Genomic DNA, 19,546 nt, shown 5'->3' with positions numbered 1-19,546 from the left:
CACCGAGCTGGGCACGCCCCAAACGGTGGCCGTGGCATAACTACGTCTGGGGTTTGGGGAGACTCAGTCTCAAACCGATTTATGCAACAAAGCCGAATCCTACATCTGCTATATTGGTGCAGGGCTTCCACCTGCTGCCAATCAAACCTTTAGGTGATTTGTCTGCCTTGGTATGGCTTTGCGGGAAACGGGAGGAGACATTACCACCCGCGTCTTTCCGCCCTTGCCCTTCTCAGTAGTGGCATGGCGGTCGGCCAACGAAGTAAAAAAGATGCGCCGGCCGCGATGTTCATGGCGATCAGCAGGTCGTCGAAGATGGTAATGGTTGGTTTTATCCAGAATTTGATTTGGTGCGTTGATCGAGAGTTATCGCAGTCGACCCACGACCCCATTCGTCGTCTTCCATCAGGATGCTCATCTGTGTTTCCTTTCACGATGAAACCTGAGCAGAAATTCACTGGGTCAATACAGTTGCTTCGTAGGGGGCGCCTAGCCGGGGGCGCCCAGCCGGGGGCGCCCAGCCGGGGGCGCCAAGCCTTGTCGTACGTCTGTACTGCCTGTGACTTCGCTTGGCGCGGCCTGACGTGGCCCGGCCTAGCGTGGCTCGGCCTAGCGTGGCTCGGCCTGACGTGGCCCGGCCTAACGTGGCCCGGCGCCTTGTCTCCATCGCAAATCTACGATGTTCTGGGTGGTGTTTGCGGCTCTTCTTCGTGCTGCGTTCGCGCGATGACTGCACGCCTGTGCCGGGGTTTCGGCCCTTGTGATCCCCGCTGCAGGCTCAGGGCTTATTGGCGGCTTGCGGCTTGGTCAGCAGCAGATCGACGGCGCGGACGTCGTCCAGTGTCAGGTTGCCGCTCGCTTGCTTGAGCTTGAGCTGGCCCAGTAGGGTGTTGTAGCGGGCCTGGGCCAGGTCGCGCTTGGTCTGGAACAGCTGGCTCTGGGCATTGAGCACGTCGATGTTGATGCGCACGCCAACGTCGTAGCCGGTGCGGTTGGCGTCCAGTGCAAGCTGGCTGCTGGCTTCGGCGGCTTCCAGGGCCTTGACCTGGCTGGCACTCGATTGCACGCTGAAAAAGGCATTGCGTACGGTTTGCGTCACTGTGCGGCGCGCGTTGTCGAGGTCTGCCTCTGCCTTGGTCTCCAGCGCCACGGTTTCCTTGACCCGGTTTTGCACGGCAAAGCCCGAGAAGAGGGGCACATTCAGGACGACGCCTACTGTGCCCTGCGTGGCGTTGTAGCCGTTGGTGGGCATGGTGATGCTGCCCTTGGGGTAGAACTGCTTGCCCACACTGGCCTGCAGGTCGACGGTAGGCAGGTGGCCGGTTTCGGCCTTTTTTGTGTCGAGCCGGGCATTGTCGACCGCCAGTTGCGCAATGCGGATCTGTGCCTGATCGGCCTGCGCCTGATCGACCCAGGGCAGCACGCTATCTGGCGTGAGCGCGGGCAGTCTGGCGGGTTGCTGCAGCGGCCAGGGCTGGTTGCCGGGCATGCCAACCACGTTGTCGAGCGCGAGCCGTTTGACGGTCAGATCGTTGTCGGCGGCAATCTCCTGGGCGCGAACGAGGTCAAAGCGGGCCTCGGCCTCGCGCGAATCGGTGATGGTGGCGGTGCCCACGTCAAAATTGCGTCGGGCAGCTGCCAGTTGCTCCTGCACCGCTGCTTTCTGTGCCTGCACGAAGCGCATGGTGTCTTCGGCGGCCAGCACATCAAAATAGGCCTGGGCCACGCGCACCAGCAGGTCTTGTGCTGCGGCGTCGAGCTGCAGCCTGGCGATGTTGGCGCCGAGCTTTCCCTGCTCCAGTGCAATGCGGTTGGCGGGCCGGTATAACGGTTGGCTGGCAACCAGGCCCAACTGGTGGTTGGGGCCGGTGATCGTCAGTTCCGGCTTGCTGACTTCGGTGCGGCTGTATTGCGACTGCGCCTGCAGGGCGACCTGCGGCAGCAGCCCGGCGCGGGCTTGTTCGCCGCGGCTGATGGCTGCATCCACATTGGCTCGCGCGGCCAGCCATGCAGCGTCGTAGCCGCTGGCCTGCTCGGCCATCTGCGACAGGCTCTGGCTGTGGGCGGCGGTGCCGCCCCAGGCGAGCAATGCGCCAGCAATGCAGGTGTGGAGCCAGGAGAGGCAGGGCAGGGCAGGTGCTGGGCGCATGGTGTGTGAAGAATTTGGCCACTGGCGCTGATGTAGCAAGCGCCGGCAGCGCTGTTTTTAGTAGCGAGGAACGCGGGGGTCGCGCTCGGCGCTCCACAGGTCGATGCCGCCGGTGATGTTGGACACCTCGGTAAAGCCGTTTTGCGTGAGGAAATGCGCCACCTGCAGGCTGCGCATGCCGTGGTGGCAGAGGCAGGCAATCGGGCGGTCTTCGTCCAGTTGCGAGAGGGCAGCCGGAATCTGCTGCATGGGAATATTCAGCAGCTCGAACCCATCGGGGCTGACCGAGGCGGTCTGCACTTCCCAGGGCTCGCGCACATCCAGCACCAGAGGCTGTGCCCCGGCGTGGCGGGCCAGCCATTCTTGCAGCTGTGCAGGGCGGATTTGCTCCATAGCTTTCTTTCCGCCATGCAGCCGTGCCAGAGGCCGCTGCATGGCAATGGGTGCGGGTCAGAACTTGAAGCGGGGGGCTTCCGGGAAACCCTTGAGGCGTGCCACCACGGTGTCCCAGGGCTGGCTCACGTCGATCTTGCCTTTGGTGCGGGTGTACAGCGTGGTACGCATCATGGGCTCGTTGCCGACAAAGGCAATGAGGCGGCCACCTTCGTTGAGCTTGTCGAAGAAGCCTGCCGGCACTTCGTGCACCGAGCCGCTGAGCACGATCACATCGTAGGTGCCGCCAATGGCTTTGATGTTGGAGCCGTCATCCAGCACCACGTCCACGTTCTTGATCTGCGCGCGGTGCAGATTGGCGCGGGCCAGTTCCACCAGCGCAGGCTCGATCTCGATGGTGGTGACCTGCTTGGCCAGGCGCGACATCAGCGCAGCCATGTAGCCTGAGCCGGTGCCGATTTCCAGCACGTTGTCGTTGGGCTGCAGCTTCAGGTCCTGCAGCACGCGGGCTTCCACACGCGGGGGCATCATGCAGTGGCCGTTGGCGATGGCTTCTTCACCGTCGTCGCCGAGCAGCGGCAGCTGGATGTCCATGAAAGCCATGTCCTGCAGGCCGTCAGGTACGAATTCTTCGCGGCGCAGGGTGCCGATGAGTTCGAGCACCTGCTCGTCACCCAGGCTCCAGGGGCGCACCTGCTGCTCCACCATGTTGTAGCGTGCGAGCTGGTACTTATCACTTCCATCGGTGACCATGTTCAAGGGCAAACTCATTCCAGACTCCAGTTGACTTGTGGGGTGAGATAAAACGATGACAAACCCCTGATTTTAGGCTGCTTACGCAGCTTGCGCGGGTTGGTGCCACTTTTGCGCCATCCATTGCGCAAAATCATTGGCATGGCGGTATTGAGGTGCTGCAGGCCGGGGCAAAGCTCCGCTTTCATGGCAGGGCACCTTGGGCGTCAGGGGCCAGGCCGCGCACCAGGGTGTCGGCCTGCAGCCGCAGAAACGCCGGTACATCAAACTGCGGGTTGGGCAGGCACAGCCCGCCCGAGCTTTGGGCAATGGCGCAGAAGATCAGCGGGGCCAGTACCAGGGTGGTGCCGTAACCCACGTCCATGGCGCGCAACTCACCCCGGTCGATGCCGCGCTGCAAAATGCGCTCGACCAGGCGATTGCCCGGCACGACCACTTCCTGCCGGTAGAACGCGGCGATTTCGGGGAAATTATGGGCTTCGGCCATCACCAGGTGGGGCAGGCCACAAGCTTTGGTGGCGCCGATGCGTGTCCACCAGACCTCGTAGCAATAGTGGATCAGGCTGGCGGTGTCGTCCTGGTAGTTGTCCAGCTCCAGGCTCCATTCGGCAAATCGGTCGGCCAGCACATGGCGCACTAAGGCCTTGAACAGTTCTTGCTTGCTCGGAAAGTACAGAAACAGCGTACCTTTGGAGACCCCGGCCAGTCGCGCCACTTCTTCTACCCGGGTGGCTGCATACCCTTTGCTGACAAACAGGTCGAGCGCGGCCTCCAGCAGCTCACCCGGGCGCGCTTGCTTGCGCCTGCTTCTTCGGGCAGGGGGAGCGCCGGTGTCAGGGGGTAAATCGAAGGTGGGAGAGCCCATGCGAACGAATGGAAATCTGGCCCCGGAAGGTGGCCCGGGGATGGCGAATGGATCAGAAAATTACTGACCCGCTGGTTATTAATGTAGTGCCGGGGTGGCATGGCGTCAAGCCCGGCACGGCCATTGAAGCGCTCGCCAGCCGTCCCCAAATAAAGCCACGCGCTGACGAAATGCGCCGCATTTTCTCTGGTACAACAGTCAGCCATACCGTCACTTGTTGCATATGTCTCCTGGAGCACGCATGGTCATCGATGAACGTTCCACTACCGAAAAAATCTATCTGGCGGGAGGCTGCTTCTGGTGCACCGAAGCCGTGTTCTCCCGTGTGCGCGGCGTGCAAAGTGTGACCAGCGGCTACGCCAACGGCCATGTAGCACAGCCCAGCTATGAGGCGGTGTGCAGTGGCACCACCGGCCATGCCGAGTGCATTGAACTGGTGTTTGACCCGGCCGTGCTGCCGCTTGCGCAGGTGTTGCAGATCTTTTTTGCCACGCACGACCCAACCACTCTCAATCGCCAGGGCAATGATGTGGGCACGCAGTACCGCAGCGGGATCTACACCACCAATGCGGAACAGTTGGCGGCAGCGCGCGCATTCGTGCAGCAACTGGCAGACAGCGGTCAGTTCGGCGCGCCGGTGGTGACCGAGGTGGCGCCGCTCACCCAGTTCTGGCCGGCCGAGATCTACCACCAGGAATACTTTGAGAACAACCCGCGCCAGCCCTACTGTCAGTACGTGGTGAGCCCCAAGGTGGACAAGCTGGAAACCCGCTTTGCCAGTTGGCTGAAATAGGCGGCAATGTCTATGCAGGTATTTGGGCAGGCATAATGCAACACAATTGCATCAGCACTGGTTCATCCATTCCATGTCCGCACGTACCCCATCCACCACGACTGCTGCCTTGCGCGTAGATGCGCTGCCTGCGGGCATGCGGGCAACGCGTGCCACCAAAGCCTTGCTGGCCTTGGTGGCCGCGCAGCCGGACATGCAGTGGTCTGCTGCCGATGTACAGGCGCGCCTGCAGAAAATGGGGGTGGATGTGAACCGGGTTACCACCTACCGCTTGCTCGACAGGTTGGCCGCCGCCGGAAAACTGGTCAAGAGCGTGGACAGCGAGCGCTTGACCCGTTATTCCGTCCCCTCCCGTGCCGAAGCGCTGCATGTGCGCTACGAATGCACCGATTGCCACCAGGTGCAGGCGCTGGACGAGAGTGCCGACAACGCCCAGATGGCCCACGCCATGGCGCAGTACTTGCAAACCTTGCAGGGCCAGGGCCTGGCGCCTTCACAGAGCGAGCTGCGCCTGCAGGGGCTGTGCGCCGACTGCAAATCAGGCCATCGCTAGCAGCCCTCTGCAAAAGCCGCTGCCTGCGCCGCATGTTGCGGCTTGCTGGCTTGGCCGCGCGCAGCCCAAAGGCACTCAGGCTTTCTTGGCTCCGATAAGCCCCGTCGAGAGCATGGTACCGCCGATGATGATGGCGCCGCAGCCCACCATCCAGGCCGTGATCGGTTCGGCCAGAAACCAGTTGCCGTAGAGCAGGGCGGACACCGGCGCCAGAAAGGTCACCGCAATGGCGCGGCTGGGCCCGGCTGTCTGGATGATGCGGAAATACAGAATGTAGGCAATGCTGGTGCACAGCAAGGCCAGCGCCGCCACTGCCAACCATGACGAAAGCGGCGGTGTCTGCACCGGCCACAGCGCGATCGTGGGCAGCAGCAGGCCAAGCGCTGCGCCAATCATGCTGCCAGTGGCCGTGGCCAAGGGCGGCACGCCCACCAGGTAGCGCTTGGCAAAACTGGCGGCAATGCCGTAGCTGAGCGATGCACACAGGCAGGCGCCGATGGCGGTGTAGGCAGCCCAGCCGCCGCCGGTGCTTGCCGGCCGGTCATGCAGGGCCAACAGAGCCACGCCGGCAAAACCCATCAGAAGGCCAATGGCGCGCAGCGGCGTGATGCGGTCGCCCAGCCACAGCCAGGCCACCAGCGCGCCGAACAATGGCGCTGCGGCATTGAGCACCGATGCCATGCCGGTGGGCATGTGCACCACGGCGTACGAGAACAGGGCAAATGGAATGGCTGAGTTGATGAGGCCGGAGAACAGCACCGGGCGCCAGTGCGCGCGCAGCGCAGGCCATTCGCCGCGCAGCAGCATCACCGGCAGCAGAAACAGCGCGGCCAGCGCTACCCGCAGGCCTGCCGTGGGCACAGGGCCGAACTGTGACGCGCCCAGGCGCATGAACAGAAAGGACGCACCCCACAGAATGGCGAGCACGACAAATTCCGGCAGCCAGCGCATGACGGGGACGGATGCGGTGGAAGGCGCGGCGGTTGGGCGCGGCGCTGTCTGTGCTGGGGCTTGGGGCGTGGTGGTGCTGGGCATGGTGGAGGCAAATCGGCTCAAGGCGGTGGTTATAGCCAGGCAAGGCCTGGAGCCGATGGAAGTGACAAGTGCTCCATGCTAGCGGGCTCGGCTGCGGCGATTGGTGACATTCTTGCGCTCTATTAATGCGTTACCGTAATTGCTACGGATTTGGGAGCTACCGGCGCCTGCCAATCGGGCACAGGTGGTCATTTTCGTTCAATTTCTATTTTGCAGGCTGCGAAGGGGCGTGTGTCATCTGCCCGGGAGCGGCTCCCACAGTGCCTACAATAGCCTTCTCCTGGCATCACGGCTTCCGAGCGAAGCCGTTTTTGTGTGCGCCGGGCTAACCAAAGGGTTTCGTACTGTGCCGATTTCTCCATCGATCTTCAAAGCCTATGACATTCGCGGCATTGTGCCCAGCACGCTGAACGAAAGCGTCGCGCTGAAACTCGGCCGCGCCTTTGGCCAGCAGGCCCTGGCCGCAGGCGAGATGGTGGTGGCCGTCGGCCGCGATGGCCGGCTCTCGGGCGATGAACTTGGCCGCGCGCTGATCCAGGGTCTTGTGGAGGCGGGTGTCGAGGTGATCGACGTTGGCCGCGTCACGACGCCGATGCTGTACTTTGCAGCCAGTACCCTGTGCCACAGCGGTATTCAGATCACTGGCAGCCACAACCCCAAGGATTACAACGGTTTCAAGATGGTGCTGGGTGGCCGCGCCATCTACGGCGACGAGATCCAGAAGCTGCGCCAGATCATGGAAAAGGAAGCCTGGCGCATGCAGGGCGGCGGCAAGGTGCGCGAGGCCGATGTGACGCAGGCCTACCAGGAGCGCATCGTGTCCGATGTGAAGCTGGCCCGCCCGATGAAGATTGTGGTGGACAGCGGCAACGGCATTGCCGGGGCCACGGCGCCGGGCATTTTCCGCGCGCTGGGCTGCGAGGTGACCGAGCTGTTTTCCGAGGTGGATGGCAATTTCCCCAACCACCACCCGGATCCGAGCAAGCCCGAGAACCTGAAGGATCTGATCGAAGCGCTGCAGAACTCCGATGCCGAGCTGGGCTTGGCCTTTGACGGCGACGGCGACCGCCTTGGCATCGTCACCAAGGACGGCCAGAACATTTTCCCCGACCGCCAGATGATGCTGTTTGCGCAGGACGTGCTCTCGCGCGTGCCAGGGGGGGAGATCGTCTACGACGTGAAATGCTCGCAGCGCCTCGCGCCCGCCATCGCGGCGGCAGGCGGCAAGCCGGTGATGTTCAAGACCGGCCACTCGCTCATCAAGGCGCGCATGCGCGAAACCAATGCACCGCTGGGCGGCGAGATGAGCGGACACATCTTCTTCAAAGAGCGCTGGTACGGCTTTGACGATGGCACCTACGCAGGCTGCCGCCTGCTCGAGATTCTGAGCCGCGCGCAAAACCCCAGCGCGGTGCTCAATGCTCTGCCCACCAGCTACAGCACGCCCGAGCTGAATGTGGCCTGCGAAGAGGGCGAGCCGCACAAGCTCACCGCCCAGCTGCAGGAGATGGCGCCTGCCGCCTTTGCCGCGCCCGCCGTCATCAACACCATCGATGGCCTGCGTGTTGACTGGCCCGATGGCTTTGGCCTCATCCGCGCAAGCAACACCACGCCGGTGCTGGTGCTGCGCTTTGAGGGCCACAACCAGGCCGCGCTGCACCGCATCGAGCAGGACATGAAAGCGCTGCTGCAGAAGGTCAAGCCCGACGCTGTGGTTGGCAGCGCCGCGCACTGACGCCCCCGCCAGGAAAGCCGGAAAAGCCCGATGGGATTGAGCCTGATTCTCTACCGTTGTGTGGCGCGCCTGGCGCGGCCCCTGGTGCGGCGCAAACTGGCCCGCCGCGCGGTGGCAGAGCCCGGCTATGCCGAGGCGGTGGAGCAGCGTTTTGGTGATTACAGCGATATGCCGGCCTACCAGGCACTGCCCGATATGCCGCTGGTGTGGATTCACGCCGTATCGCTGGGGGAGACGCGCGCCGCGGCCATTTTGCTGCGCGAGCTGCGCATGCAGATTCCTTCGCTGCGCCTGCTGCTCACCAACGGCACAGCCACTGGCCGGGAAGAGGGCAGAAAACTGCTTCTACCCGGAGACATCCAGGTCTGGCAGCCGTGGGACGACAAGGCTTCCGTGCGGTCGTTTCTGCGCCGCTTTCGGCCCGCCATTGGCATTCTGATGGAGACCGAGATGTGGCCCGGGCTCGTGGCCGAATGCCAGAAGGCCCGTGTGCCGCTGGTACTCGCCAACGCGCGGCTCAATGAAAAATCGTGGCGTGGTGCCAAGCGGCTTGCATGGCTGTCACGCCCGGCCTACCAGGGCCTGTCTGCCGTCATTGCCCAAAGCTACGCCGATGCAGCGCGCCTGCGCGAGGTAGGCGCGCCGGTGCAGGCCGTGCTGGGCAATCTGAAGTTCGATGTGCAGCCCGATGCCGAGCAACTGGGCAAGGGCCAGGCCTGGCGGCGTGGCTCCACAAAACCCGTGGTGATGCTCGCCAGCAGCCGGGAGCGCGAAGAGCAGCTATGGCTGGACGTGGTTTTGCAAAGCAGGGCGCTTGCGTCCGCCCAGCAGGCGCCAGATGCTGTCGATGGCGAAGCATTGCATGCCTCTGAGGCGCCTTCACAAAGCCTGTGCTCGGTGCAGTGGCTGATCGTGCCCCGGCATCCGCAGCGCTTTGACGAGGTGGAGACGCTGCTCACCGGCGCGGGCCTGGGCGTATCGCGCCGCAGCCAGTGGCAGGATGGCCCCGAGGCTGCCGATGTGTGGCTGGGCGACAGCATGGGCGAGATGCAGCTGTACTATGGCCTGGCCGACGCCGCCTTGCTGGGCGGCAGCTTTGCGCCCCTGGGTGGGCAGAACCTGATCGAGGCGGCCGCCTGCGGCTGCCCGGTGGTGATGGGGCCGCACACCTTCAACTTTGCGCAGGCGGCAGCCAGCAGCGCAGAGGCTGGCGCTGCAGTGCGTGTTGATGACATGGTGCAAGGCATTGCCCAGGCCGTGCTGATTGCCAGCCAGCCCGCGCTGCACAGCAAGATGCAGCAGGCGGCCTTGCATTTTGCGCACCACCACCGAGGTGCGGCCAATGCCAGTGCGCAGATGATTGCCGCGCTGCTGGAATCGACCGAGGGGTTCGTCAACACCGGTTTTGAAGCGTCGATCTTCGACGAAGAGTCGCGCGGCTGAATGCTTCTGCCTCCACGAGGCGCCATCGTGGGTGCGGATAGCCGCAGGCTTTGGGCGCGATAGCCAGAATTGGCATTGACTTCAAGTGCGCTTCAATTTTTAGACTGCAGGCCATTTCCTGTTTTTCTCGATCTGGCAGATATGCAAGCACAACCCCAAGCCACCTCCTGGCGCAACATTGCACTGGCGATTTTTGCGGCGCTGACCGCTGCTTTCCAGATCGGCAAGGCCATCATTGCGCTGCCACTCCTGCAAGGCGCGCCGCTGCACCTGAGCCTGCGGGAAACTGGCTTGGTCATCTCGTCGCTCGCCATGGTGGGGGCTGTGCTGGCCATGCCGCTGGGCCTGATGGTTTCGCGCTTCGACGCGCGCAAGGTGTTGTGCGCCGGTGTGGCGGTGCTGGCTTTGACCAACTTTGCTGGAGGCCTTGCCTCGGGGCTTTCGTTGCTGATCGCGTCGCGCGTCGTTGAAGGCATTGCAGTGGTGGTGCTGCTGATCTGCGCGTCGAGCGTGGTGGGGCGCCAGGCCGCGCCCCGTGAGCGGGATCTGGCCATGGCGCTGTCGAGCACCGCAGTGCCCAGTGGCATTGCCCTTGTAATGCTAGGCGCCACCGTGGCGGCTTCGCTGGGTTACCAGCTGTCCTGGCAGTTGCTGTGGCAGCTCAATGGCTGGGTCGCGGTGGCCAGCGGCCTGGTGGTGTGGCTGGGCCTGCCTGCCATGCCTGCGCTAGCGTCAACGGCTGCGGACGGCGGCGCGTGGAACGCCATCGGCCGCGTGGCGCAGGCGCGGGGGGCGCAATTGATTGCCCTCTGTTTTGCGACGTACGCGATGATCTATTTCGCGTTCTCGGGCTTTCTGCCCCTGCTGCTGCGCGATCTGCTGGGCCTGTCGGCACGGCAGGCGGGCTATGTGAGTGCCGCCATCGTGGCCGTCAATGTGCTGGGCAATATCAGTGCCGGTGCGCTGATGCGGCGTGGCGTGCCGCCGCGCTGGGTGGTGGGGGTGGGCTTTGCCATCGGCGCGGCGTGCATTTCGCTGCTGTTCTGGGCCCAGCTGCCCATGCAGGCGTCGGTGGCCGTTGCCATGCTGATGACCGGGTGCATGGGCTCCATCCCCGGCGCACTGACTGCAGGCGCGCCCAAGGCCGCGCCCAGCGCAGCGCTGGTGCCGCCCACCATCGGCTTCATGCTGCAGGGCAGCTATGTGGGGCAGTTGCTGGGGCCACTGGCGGCCGGGGTGCTGGCCCAGGCCGGTGGCTGGTCGGTGGTGGCCTGGATGCTGCTGGCCCTGGCTGCGGGCGGCGTGCTGCTGGCCCGCAAGCTGTGAGTGTGAGGAGGGGGGCGCTCTCTGCCTGCCCAAGGATTTCTGCAAAATTCCCGGTCATGGCCTGAGGGCGGTCCTGGGCAATTGCAGCGTTGCCTTCTTCGTCGATAGCTGCGGCTATTGCTTTCAACAGCCGCCTTTGGGCGCATCCCGATTCGCATCCGTCCCCTGGGGTGAGGGCTCTGCAGTGCATCCCTGGCAGCTCTCGTCCTGCGCGGGTACCAGCCGGTCGCCCAGCCAGACCCGGGGGCCGGCGCCTTTTTCTGCAATGCAGTCGGCGCGGTTGAAGACGTTGCATACCTTCATCGACAGGCAGCCGCAGCCGATGCAGTCCTGCAGGCTTCTGCGCAAGTGCATCAGCTCCTGGATGCGCTCGTCGACGCGGTTGACCCAGGTTTGCGAGATGCTGCTCCACTCATCGCCCGTGGGCGCATGGTGCTTGGGCAGCCCATCGAGCTGCGCGGCGATTTCTTCGAGCTGAAAACCCAGGCGCTGGGCAAACACGATGTAGGCCACCCGCCGCAGGCTGGAGCGCCGGTAGCGGCGGTGGCCCGCGCCGCTGCGCACGGATTCGATCAGGCCCAGCGATTCGTAGTACCTCAGTGCGGAGGCGTTGACGCCGCTGCGCTGCGCAATCATGCCAATGGGCAGCAACTCATCATCCCCAGGATTCATGGTGGTAATCCATTTTTCAATTGACTTAAAGCTTACTTTAACTTGAAAAATGCGGCGCAGCAACGGGCAAAAGCAGAGTTTGTCTCTGTGCGGCCATTGCGGTCACGCCCGTGCTTCGCCTTCATGCCTGCCAGCACTCCGGTCTGGCGGGCCAACGGATGGGGCTTTGGTTCGCGCCTGCGTTCCGGGGTTTGCCGTCCACTCATGGAATTGAACAATGACATCAGCAATCAGCGCGCACTGGGTTGTGCGCACCGGTCTGGCGACTGCGGCCAGCATGGCGCTTGTCGGTTTGACGGCCTGCAAGCAGGCCAGCGGGGGGAGTGAACCCGCCGCCGCAGGCGAGCCACCGCCAGCGCAGGTGAGCACGGCGCAGGTGCAACTGCATCCGGTGCAGCAATGGGACAGCTTCAATGGCCGCATTGCCGCCAAGGAGAGCGTGGAGATCCGCCCCCGCGTGGGCGGCTATATCGACAGCGTGAACTTCAGCGAAGGGCAGGCCGTGCGCAAGGGGCAGGTGCTGTTCACCATTGATGCAAGGCCCTACAAGGCAACGCTGGCAAGCGCCCAGGCGCAGCTGCAGCGCGCCAAGGCGGCGCAGGCCCTGGCCAGAACGCAGGACCGGCGGGCCCGCGACCTGCTGGCAGACCGCGCCATCTCCGCCGAAGAGGCCGACAACCGCGCGGGCACCCTTGCGCAGACATCGGCAGAAGTGATGGCGGCAGGCGCCGCAGTGGCCGCGGCGCAGCTGGATCTGGGCTTTACCGAGGTGCGCTCGCCCATCAGCGGTGTGGCGGGGCGCGCTGTGCTCACGGCGGGCAATCTGGCCCAGGCCAACCAGAGCGTGCTGTCCACCGTGGTGTCGCAGAACCCGGTGTATGTGTACTTTGATGCCGACGAGCAAAGCCTGCTGCGCAGCAGGCAGCAGGCGGTCAAGAGCAAGAGTGAGGGCAAGAGTGCGGGCGGGAGCGGGGGCGCAGGTGCAGCGCAGGTGCGCATCGGCCTTGCCAACGAAGACGGTTTTCCGCACACCGGCCAGGTGGGTTTCACCGACAACCGGCTCGATCCGCAGACGGGCACGCTCACCGTGCGCGCCACGCTCGCCAACGACCTGGGGCTGTTCACGCCCGGCATGTTTGCCCGCGTGCAGATGCAGGGGCGCAGCGATTTTCAGGCCGTGTTGATTGACGACAAGGCGGTGCTGACCGACCAGGACCGCAAATATGCCTACGTGGTGGGCGAGGGCGGCCGTGCAGAGCGGCGCGAGCTCAAGCTCGGCCGCATGTTCGAGGGCCGGCGGATTGTGGAATCAGGCCTGCAGGCGGGCGACCAGCTGGTGGTGGCCGGCATGCAGCGCATCTACTACCCAGGCATGCCGCTGGCACCCAAGCCGCAGGCCGAGGCGGGCAAGCCCCAGGCGGCTCTGTCAGAAGAAAAAACGGCCACAGCGCCTGGCCAATAAGCGGAGGGTGCTATGGATTTTTCAAAGTTCTTTATTGACAGGCCGATCTTTGCCATCGTGCTGTCGGTGATCATGTTCGCCGTTGGCCTGATTGCGATTCCGCAGCTGCCTTCGGGCGAATACCCCTAAGTGGTGCCCCCGAGCGTGGTGGTGCGTGCCACCTACCCGGGCGCCAACCCCAAGGAGATTGCCGAATCGGTGGCTGTGCCGCTGGAAGAGGCGATCAATGGCGTCGAAGGGCTGATGTACATGAAATCGGTCGCGGCGTCGGATGGCAGCCTGCAGGTGGTTTCCACCTTCCGCCCCGGCACCGACCCCGACGCAGCCGCCGTGCGCGTGCAAAACCGCGTGAGCCAGGCGCAAAGCCGCCTGCCCGAGGAAGTGCGGCAGTACGGCATCACCACGCAAAAGCAGTCGGCGACGCCCCTCATGTACGTGGGCCTTGCATCGAACGACGGCAAGCTCGACACGCTCTACCTGCGCAACTACGTTACCCTGAAGGTCAAGGACGAGCTCGCGCGCCTGCCCGGCATTGGCGATGTGGGCGTGTATGGCTCGGGCGACTACGCGATGCGCATCTGGCTCGACCCGGACAAGGTGGCAGCCCGGCAACTGACGGCCAACCAGGTGATTGCCGCCATACGCGAGCAGAACGTGCAGGTCTCCGCAGGCCAGCTGGGCGCGGAGCCCAGCACCAAGGGCACGGAGAAATTGCTGTCGATCAATGTGCAAGGGCGTCTCAAGACCGAGCAGGAGTTTGGCGACATCGTTCTGAAAACCGGCGCCGACGGCCAGATCGTGCGCCTTGCCGATGTGGCCCGCATTGAGCTGGGCGCCAGCGACTACACCCTGCGCGCCGCGCTGGACAACCAGAACATGGCGGCCATCGGCATCTTTCTGACGCCCGGCGCCAACGCACTGGGCGTGGCCGACGAGGTGTACAAGACGCTCGACCGCCTCTCGGCCACCTTGCCGCAGGGCGCTTCGTTCGAGTACCTGTGGGACCCGACGGTGTTCGTGCGCGACTCCATCCAGGCGGTGCAGCGCACCCTGATCGAGGCGGTGATACTGGTGGTGCTGGTGGTCATCGTCTTTCTGCAGACCTGGCGCGCCTCCATCATTCCGCTGCTGGCCGTGCCCGTGTCCATCATCGGCACCTTTGCCTGGCTCTACCTGCTGGGCTACTCGATCAACACCCTGACCCTCTTCGGGCTGGTGCTGGCCATCGGCATTGTGGTGGACGATGCCATCGTGGTGGTGGAGAACGTGGAGCGCTTCATCGAAAAAGGCCACAGCCCGCGAGAAGCTGCGCACCTGGCGATGAAGGAAGTGTCCGGCCCCATCATCGCCATTGCACTGGTGCTGTGCGCGGTGTTCGTGCCCATGGCGTTTCTCGACGGCATCACCGGCCAGTTCTACAAACAGTTTGCGGTGACGATTGCGATCTCCACCGTCATCTCGGCAATCAACTCCCTCACGCTCTCGCCAGCGCTGGCCGCCAAGCTGCTGCAAGGCCACGGCGCGCGCAAGGATTGGCTGGCACGCGGCATGGATGCGGGCCTGGGCTGGTTCTTCCAGCGGTTCAACCGCATGTTCAATCGCAGCGCCAGCGGTTATGAAAACGTTGTGGGGCGTTCGTTCAAGATGCGCGGCGTCGTCTTCGTGGTGTACGTGGCGCTGCTGGGTGGCACAGCCTGGCTGTTCAACACCGTGCCCGGCGGCTTCATCCCCATGCAGGACAAGCTCTACCTCTTTGCCGGGGCCAAGCTGCCCGAGGGCGCATCGCTCAGCCGCACCGATGAGGTGACGCGCGAGCTCACCCAACATGCGCTGTCGGTGGAAGGCGTGCATTCCGTGCCTGCGTTCGCCGGTCTCAACGCCTTGCAGGGCACCAACACGCCCAACCTGACGAGCGCCTACGTCATCCTCAAACCCTTTGGCGAGCGCCAGCGCAGCGCCGCCGACATCAGTGCCGAGCTGAACGGCAAGCTCTCGGGCATGGAGGGCGGCTTTGGCTACGCGCTCATGCCGCCGCCCATCCAGGGGCTGGGCAATGGCTCGGGCTACTCGCTGTTTCTGGAAGACCGGGCGGGCCTGGGCTATGCTGCGCTGCAGCAGGCGCTCGATGCCTTCCAGGCCGAGATCGCCAAGACGCCGGGCATGCATTACCCGGTGAGCGCCTACCAGTCGAACATTCCGCAGCTGGAGGTGAAGGTGGACCGCACCAAGGCCAAGGCCCAGGGCGTGGCGCTGAACGACCTGTTCCAGACGCTGCAGGCCTACCTGGGCTCGGTGTATGTCAACGACTTCAACGCCTTTGGCCGTGTGTACCGCGTCATGCTGCAGGCCGATGCCGATTACCGCCAGACGGCAGAGGACATCGGCAGGCTGCAGACCCGCAACAGCCGGGGCGACATGGTGCCGCTCGCATCCATGGTGAGCGTGGAGCCCAGCTACGGCCCTGACCCGGTGCTGCGCTACAACGGCTTTCCGGCCGCCGACCTGATTGGCGATGCCGACCCGCATGTGCTCTCGTCTGGCGAGACGCTGGCCAAGCTGCGCGAGATTGCCGACCGGGTGCTGCCCCCGGGCATCGAGCTGGCCTGGACGGAGATGAGCTACCAGCAGGTGGAGCAAAGCCATGCGGCAGCCATCGTCTTCGCGCTGGCCGTGATGCTCGTGTTCCTGGTGCTGGCGGCGCTGTATGAGAGCTGGACCATGCCGCTCGCCGTCATCCTGATCGTGCCCGTGTGCATCTGCGCGGCGCTCTTTGGCGTGTGGCTCTCGGGCGGAGACAACAACGTCTTCGTGCAGGTGGGGCTGGTTGTGCTGATGGGCCTGGCCTGCAAGAACGCGATCCTGATCGTGGAATTTGCCCGCGAGCTGGAAATGCAGGGCGCCAGCATCTGGGACGCCGCGCGCGAGGCCTGCCGCCTGCGCCTGCGTCCCATCGTGATGACCTCGATTGCCTTCATCGCCGGGGCCGTGCCGCTGCTCATCGGGCATGGCGCAGGTGCCGAGGTGCGCGCCGCCACCGGCATCACCGTGTTCTCGGGCATGCTGGGCGTCACCATCTTCGGCCTGTTCCTCACACCCGTGTTCTACGTAACGCTGCGCAAACTCAGCGGCACGCAACTGCGGCCGCACCCGCAAACCCCTTCTTCCGCTATTCCTCCCTCGGAGCATGTCCATGGCTAAACCCCTTTTGTTGAGCAGCATGACCCTGGCATGCAGCATGGCGCTGTCCGGCTGCGCCGTGGGGCCTGATTTCAAAAGCGCAGCACCCGCTGTGCAAACGCCCGCACAGTTTGCCCGGCAGGAGGCGAGGGCGGGGGCAGACGCGGCCCCGCTGCCATCGGTCGACGTGCGCGACGCTGCCTTCTGGCGCGAATTTGGCGACGACACCCTCACAGCCCTGGTGCGCCAGGCGCTGGGCGGCAACCACGACCTGGGCGCAGCCCTGGCGCGCCTGCAGGCGGCCGATGCCGTGCTGAGCGAGGCGCAGATGGACCGCTTTCCCACCGTCACCATGAATGCGGGCGCCACCCAGCAAAAGCAAAGCCAGGATCAGCTGAGCCCGGGCCAGCCGCGCTCCACCCGCAGCTACAACGCAGGCATTGCCGCGCAGTGGGAGGTAGACCTGTTTGGCCGCGTGCGCCGCGCGGTGGAAGCGCAGCAGGCGCAAAGGCTGGCCACAGAGGCCGATCTGGCCGCGCTGCAGGTGGTGATTGCCGCACAGGTGGCCGATGGCTACGCACAGCTGCGCGGCACCCAGTTGCGGCTGCAGATAGCCCAGGCCAACGCCCGCAACCAGCGCGACACCCTGCAGCTGGTGGAGCGGCGCCTGCAGGCCGGCATGGCGACAGACCTGGACGCCAGCCGCGCCCGCGCCTTGCTGCTGGGCACCGAGGCGCGCATTCCCAACCTGCAGGCGCAGGCCGCGGTGCTGCAGCACCGCCTGGCCGTGCTGGCGGGCCTGCCGCCGGGTGATCTGATCGCCATGCTCGATGGAGCCCGGGAGCTGCCTCGCCTGCCCGCAGTGCCCCGGGCTGACACCCCCGGCGAGTTGCTGCGCCGCCGCCCCGACATTGCGGCTGCCGAAGCGCGCCTGCACGCCGCCACGGCGCGCGTGGGCGTGGCCACAGCCGATCTGTTTCCGCGCCTGTCCATCGGCGGGCTGCTGGGCAGCTTTGCGCTGGGCGGCAACGACCTCTTCAAAGGCAGCACCGCCACCAGCAGCGTCTTTTTGGGCTTGGACTGGTCCTTTCTAGACGTGGGCCGCGTGCGCGCCCGCATCGCGGCCAGCGAGGCGGGCGCTGCCGAATCCCTGGCGCAGTACCAGCAAAGCGTGCTGCAGGCCCTGGAGGAAACCGAAAACGCCCTGGTGCGCGCCAACCGCAGCCGCGAAGAGCTGCAGGTATTGACCTCCGCCACGCAGCAACGCGACAAGGCATCCAAACTGGCACAGCGCATGTACCAGGGCGGCACCATCGGCCTGTACGAAGTGCTCGACGCCCAGCGCGAGCAACTTGCCGCCCAGGACGCCAGCTCGCAAAGCCAGGTGGAGGCTCTGCGCAACAGCATCGCGGTCTACAAGGCGCTGGCAGGTGGGTGGCAGGGCTAGGACGGCATGTGTGGCGTGCCCATCTCACTTGCTTTTCACGGCAAGTGCCTGGTGCCTGCTCTATGTAATGGGCCAACCCATCAATGAAAGGGCCTCCCCGGTGCCGCAATGGCGGCGGAGGAGGCCGACAAACGCTCATCAGAAAAAGCCGGCCTTGATCTCTCAAGGTGCTCGTGCAAGTGATGGGAGTGGGTGGAACGCACGAACTCGGCACAAATCACTGATGCAATATTAGCCTTTGCCTATCAATTTAATTTTCTCGTTTGTCTATTCTTGTTAACTGTAGAAAAAGCGAGCCCGCGAAATGCGGGCTCAGTGCTCAGTCAATGGCTTTGGATGAGGCAGATCGCCTGCGGCTACGCACCAGCCCGAGGGCCGCTACCAGTGACGACAGCGAGAACAGACCCAGCATGCCCAAAGTAGGGACTGGAGCTGGTGTGCTTGCGACCGGCTCCGGAGGAGGCGGCGGTGGCGGCGGAGGGGGAGGAGGAGGCGCTGTCAGATTGATCAAGATGGTGCCATCGGCACAGTTGGCTGCATCTGCCGCGTCACACAATCTGTAGGGCAGGCTGTAAGAGCCTGCCGCCACGCTGCTGTCCACGCTGACAGCGCCGGTGGCGGGATCCAGCGTGATGCCCGCTGGCCAGGTCCCGGTCACCGCGATCGTGGTGTTTGCCGGATCTGCTGGCACAGAGGTGCCTGCTGCGCCGGTGAGCGTGTCGTTTTGGCGGATATCCGGGATCGCAACGAAGGTAACGCCTTGAACGCCGGTGTAGGCGTCATCTCCGGCGAAGGGGGTGATACTGGCGCCGATCTGGAACCCGACCCCATCTCTTGTGCCAAATTGGCCCAGTGACAACTGGCTGTATGTGCCGGTGAAGCGATAGATGCCGCAAACCCTTCTCGATCCCGTGAAACAGCCTTCTGGATTGGCCGTGCCTCCTGCAAAGGGGCCGGAGACAGAAAGCGTAGCGGTGTCAATTTGGGTGACTTGATTGGAATTGATGGCAACGACAGCAGGATCACCGGTCGTTGTGAGTGTTCCCTGAACGGTGACCCCGGAGTTGTCCAGGCTGTAGAAAATCAGAATGGGGTCGATGACCGGTTGTGAGAAATCAATGTGTGCGATGGATGGCGCCACGATGGTGGCGGGGGCGTTGAGCGACCGCACGAACTCGAAGGTGGTCGTGTTGAAGCTCGGAGGGTAAATGCCCGCATTGGTGTTCCCCCAGGCAATCCCGTTGTTGAGGTAGAGCAAGGAGAAGTTGGTGTCAACGTTGGAGATGTTGACGGCGGTTCCATGCAGAGAACCAGAGAGAGTAGATACGCTGGTGCTGGGCGCCCCTCCGGAGAAACTTGTCCAATAGTCGGCGCCCCAGGCGTGCGAGGTCACTGTGGCCAATAGCAAACCAGAGGCAAAAAACTGCGTGCACTTGCGCGGTTTCATGATGCAAGACTTCATCTCCGCACCCTTCAGACAAATTTTGTAACTTTAAATTTTACTTACGTTTTATCTATTGGGTCAATTGCAGCAATTAATAGAAATTGTGATCTGCTGTTGGGGAGGTAATTTTTCTCGAATTCTTCCTCTTCAAGGGCGTTGGCCTTGCCTGAAAATGGCACACCTTTCCAGCTCTTTTGAGCATAGATGGGCTTTGTTGCATAAATCGGTTTGAGACTGAGTCTCCCCAAACCCCAGACGTAGTTATGCCACGGCCACCGTTTGGGGCGTGCCCAGCTCGG

The 19,546-nt window shown here is 63.9% G+C and carries 16 protein-coding genes and 1 pseudogene; 8 read left to right on the top strand and 9 right to left on the bottom strand.

Annotated features, from left to right (window positions below):
• Window positions 1–778: 778 nt before the first annotated feature.
• Genes HNP33_RS20055 through HNP33_RS20035 form a run of 5 tightly spaced genes read right to left on the bottom strand, consistent with a single transcriptional unit; the run spans window position 779 to window position 4,160 of the window.
• The gene (locus HNP33_RS20055; protein ID WP_184711619.1) at window positions 779–2,149 is read right to left on the bottom strand and encodes a TolC family outer membrane protein; all 1,371 of its coding nucleotides are present in this window, start codon (window positions 2,147–2,149) and stop codon (window positions 779–781) included.
• Window positions 2,150–2,206: 57 nt separating this feature from the next.
• Window positions 2,207–2,542 (bottom strand): rhodanese-like domain-containing protein, encoded by a 336-nt coding sequence (locus HNP33_RS20050; protein ID WP_184711620.1) that lies wholly within the window; start codon window positions 2,540–2,542, stop codon window positions 2,207–2,209.
• A 57-nt stretch (window positions 2,543–2,599) separates the two neighbouring features.
• Window positions 2,600–3,313, bottom strand: a complete 714-nt coding sequence (locus HNP33_RS20045; protein WP_184711621.1) for a protein-L-isoaspartate O-methyltransferase family protein — start codon at window positions 3,311–3,313, stop codon at window positions 2,600–2,602.
• Window positions 3,310–3,483: a hypothetical protein gene (locus tag HNP33_RS20040; RefSeq protein WP_184711622.1), complete on the bottom strand. Its 174-nt coding sequence runs from the start codon at window positions 3,481–3,483 to the stop codon at window positions 3,310–3,312. Before HNP33_RS20040 ends, HNP33_RS20045 begins: the two co-directional genes overlap by 4 nt.
• On the bottom strand, window positions 3,480–4,160 hold the full coding sequence (locus tag HNP33_RS20035; RefSeq protein ID WP_184711623.1) for a TetR/AcrR family transcriptional regulator: 681 nt from the start codon (window positions 4,158–4,160) through the stop codon (window positions 3,480–3,482). The genes HNP33_RS20040 and HNP33_RS20035 overlap by 4 nt, the downstream gene beginning before the upstream one ends.
• Window positions 4,161–4,401: 241 nt before the next feature.
• Here HNP33_RS20035 and msrA point away from each other — a divergent pair, with 241 nt between their 5' ends.
• Window positions 4,402–4,953: a peptide-methionine (S)-S-oxide reductase MsrA gene (gene msrA / locus HNP33_RS20030; RefSeq protein WP_184711624.1), complete on the top strand. Its 552-nt coding sequence runs from the start codon at window positions 4,402–4,404 to the stop codon at window positions 4,951–4,953.
• Between the two features lie 73 nt (window positions 4,954–5,026).
• Window positions 5,027–5,506, top strand: a complete 480-nt coding sequence (locus HNP33_RS20025; RefSeq protein WP_233464629.1) for a Fur family transcriptional regulator — start codon at window positions 5,027–5,029, stop codon at window positions 5,504–5,506.
• A gap of 75 nt (window positions 5,507–5,581) precedes the next feature.
• Here the strand turns inward: HNP33_RS20025 and HNP33_RS20020 are convergent, their stop codons facing one another.
• Window positions 5,582–6,457 (bottom strand): DMT family transporter, encoded by an 876-nt coding sequence (locus HNP33_RS20020; RefSeq protein WP_233464631.1) that lies wholly within the window; start codon window positions 6,455–6,457, stop codon window positions 5,582–5,584.
• A 430-nt stretch (window positions 6,458–6,887) separates the two neighbouring features.
• On the opposite strand from HNP33_RS20020, the gene HNP33_RS20015 reads away from it, so the two are divergent.
• The 3 genes from HNP33_RS20015 (at window position 6,888) to HNP33_RS20005 (ending at window position 11,045) form a co-directional block, all read left to right on the top strand.
• A complete protein-coding gene (locus HNP33_RS20015) occupies window positions 6,888–8,276 on the top strand; it encodes a phosphomannomutase/phosphoglucomutase (RefSeq protein WP_184711625.1) in 1,389 nt (462 codons plus the stop codon).
• Between the two features lie 30 nt (window positions 8,277–8,306).
• Complete coding sequence (locus HNP33_RS20010) at window positions 8,307–9,719, top strand: 3-deoxy-D-manno-octulosonic acid transferase (RefSeq protein ID WP_184711626.1); 1,413 nt, start codon at window positions 8,307–8,309, stop codon at window positions 9,717–9,719.
• Window positions 9,720–9,860: 141 nt separating this feature from the next.
• Window positions 9,861–11,045: an MFS transporter gene (locus HNP33_RS20005; protein ID WP_184711627.1), complete on the top strand. Its 1,185-nt coding sequence runs from the start codon at window positions 9,861–9,863 to the stop codon at window positions 11,043–11,045.
• Window positions 11,046–11,168: 123 nt separating this feature from the next.
• On the opposite strand, the gene soxR is transcribed toward HNP33_RS20005, so the two are convergent.
• Complete coding sequence (gene soxR, locus HNP33_RS20000) at window positions 11,169–11,717, bottom strand: redox-sensitive transcriptional activator SoxR (RefSeq protein ID WP_184711628.1); 549 nt, start codon at window positions 11,715–11,717, stop codon at window positions 11,169–11,171.
• A gap of 217 nt (window positions 11,718–11,934) precedes the next feature.
• Between soxR and HNP33_RS19995 the strand changes: the two genes are divergently transcribed.
• The 3 genes and pseudogenes from HNP33_RS19995 to HNP33_RS19985 all read left to right on the top strand — a co-directional run bounded on the left by HNP33_RS19995 (window position 11,935) and on the right by HNP33_RS19985 (window position 17,803).
• Window positions 11,935–13,179, top strand: coding sequence for an efflux RND transporter periplasmic adaptor subunit (locus HNP33_RS19995; RefSeq protein ID WP_233464628.1), 1,245 nt, complete (start codon window positions 11,935–11,937; stop codon window positions 13,177–13,179).
• A 12-nt stretch (window positions 13,180–13,191) separates the two neighbouring features.
• Window positions 13,192–16,377: pseudogene (locus tag HNP33_RS19990) on the top strand (efflux RND transporter permease subunit).
• Window positions 16,370–17,803: an efflux transporter outer membrane subunit gene (locus HNP33_RS19985; RefSeq protein ID WP_184711629.1), complete on the top strand. Its 1,434-nt coding sequence runs from the start codon at window positions 16,370–16,372 to the stop codon at window positions 17,801–17,803. The pseudogene HNP33_RS19990 and the gene HNP33_RS19985 overlap by 8 nt, the downstream one beginning before the upstream one ends.
• Window positions 17,804–18,122: 319 nt before the next feature.
• Here the strand turns inward: HNP33_RS19985 and HNP33_RS19980 are convergent, their stop codons facing one another.
• Window positions 18,123–19,250 (bottom strand): hypothetical protein, encoded by a 1,128-nt coding sequence (locus tag HNP33_RS19980; protein ID WP_184711630.1) that lies wholly within the window; start codon window positions 19,248–19,250, stop codon window positions 18,123–18,125.
• 56 nt (window positions 19,251–19,306) lie between these two features.
• On the bottom strand, window positions 19,307–19,546 hold a 240-nt coding region (locus HNP33_RS20910; protein WP_221452150.1), incomplete at its 5' end, for a hypothetical protein.

Origin of the sequence: Comamonas odontotermitis (assembly GCF_014207855.1) — a bacterium.
Classification (GTDB): domain Bacteria; phylum Pseudomonadota; class Gammaproteobacteria; order Burkholderiales; family Burkholderiaceae_C; genus Comamonas; species Comamonas odontotermitis_A.
Note: the sequence above shows the minus strand (reverse complement) of the source record. Positions and strands in the feature narration are given on the sequence as shown.

Excerpts from the sequence above, each read along its gene's own strand:
- soxR (WP_184711628.1), bottom strand. The coding sequence starts at position 11,717 with ATGAATCCTGGGGATGATGAGTTGCTGCCCATTGGCATGATTGCGCAG.
- HNP33_RS20025 (WP_233464629.1), top strand. The coding sequence starts at position 5,027 with ATGTCCGCACGTACCCCATCCACCACGACTGCTGCCTTGCGCGTAGAT.
- HNP33_RS19985 (WP_184711629.1), top strand. The coding sequence starts at position 16,370 with ATGGCTAAACCCCTTTTGTTGAGCAGCATGACCCTGGCATGCAGCATG.
- HNP33_RS19995 (WP_233464628.1), top strand. The coding sequence starts at position 11,935 with ATGACATCAGCAATCAGCGCGCACTGGGTTGTGCGCACCGGTCTGGCG.
- HNP33_RS20045 (WP_184711621.1), bottom strand. The coding sequence starts at position 3,313 with ATGAGTTTGCCCTTGAACATGGTCACCGATGGAAGTGATAAGTACCAG.
- HNP33_RS20055 (WP_184711619.1), bottom strand. The coding sequence starts at position 2,149 with ATGCGCCCAGCACCTGCCCTGCCCTGCCTCTCCTGGCTCCACACCTGC.
- HNP33_RS20005 (WP_184711627.1), top strand. The coding sequence starts at position 9,861 with ATGCAAGCACAACCCCAAGCCACCTCCTGGCGCAACATTGCACTGGCG.
- HNP33_RS20040 (WP_184711622.1), bottom strand. The coding sequence starts at position 3,483 with ATGAAAGCGGAGCTTTGCCCCGGCCTGCAGCACCTCAATACCGCCATG.
- HNP33_RS19980 (WP_184711630.1), bottom strand. The coding sequence starts at position 19,250 with ATGAAACCGCGCAAGTGCACGCAGTTTTTTGCCTCTGGTTTGCTATTG.
- HNP33_RS20020 (WP_233464631.1), bottom strand. The coding sequence starts at position 6,457 with ATGCGCTGGCTGCCGGAATTTGTCGTGCTCGCCATTCTGTGGGGTGCG.
- HNP33_RS20010 (WP_184711626.1), top strand. The coding sequence starts at position 8,307 with ATGGGATTGAGCCTGATTCTCTACCGTTGTGTGGCGCGCCTGGCGCGG.
- HNP33_RS20035 (WP_184711623.1), bottom strand. The coding sequence starts at position 4,160 with ATGGGCTCTCCCACCTTCGATTTACCCCCTGACACCGGCGCTCCCCCT.
- msrA (WP_184711624.1), top strand. The coding sequence starts at position 4,402 with ATGGTCATCGATGAACGTTCCACTACCGAAAAAATCTATCTGGCGGGA.
- HNP33_RS20050 (WP_184711620.1), bottom strand. The coding sequence starts at position 2,542 with ATGGAGCAAATCCGCCCTGCACAGCTGCAAGAATGGCTGGCCCGCCAC.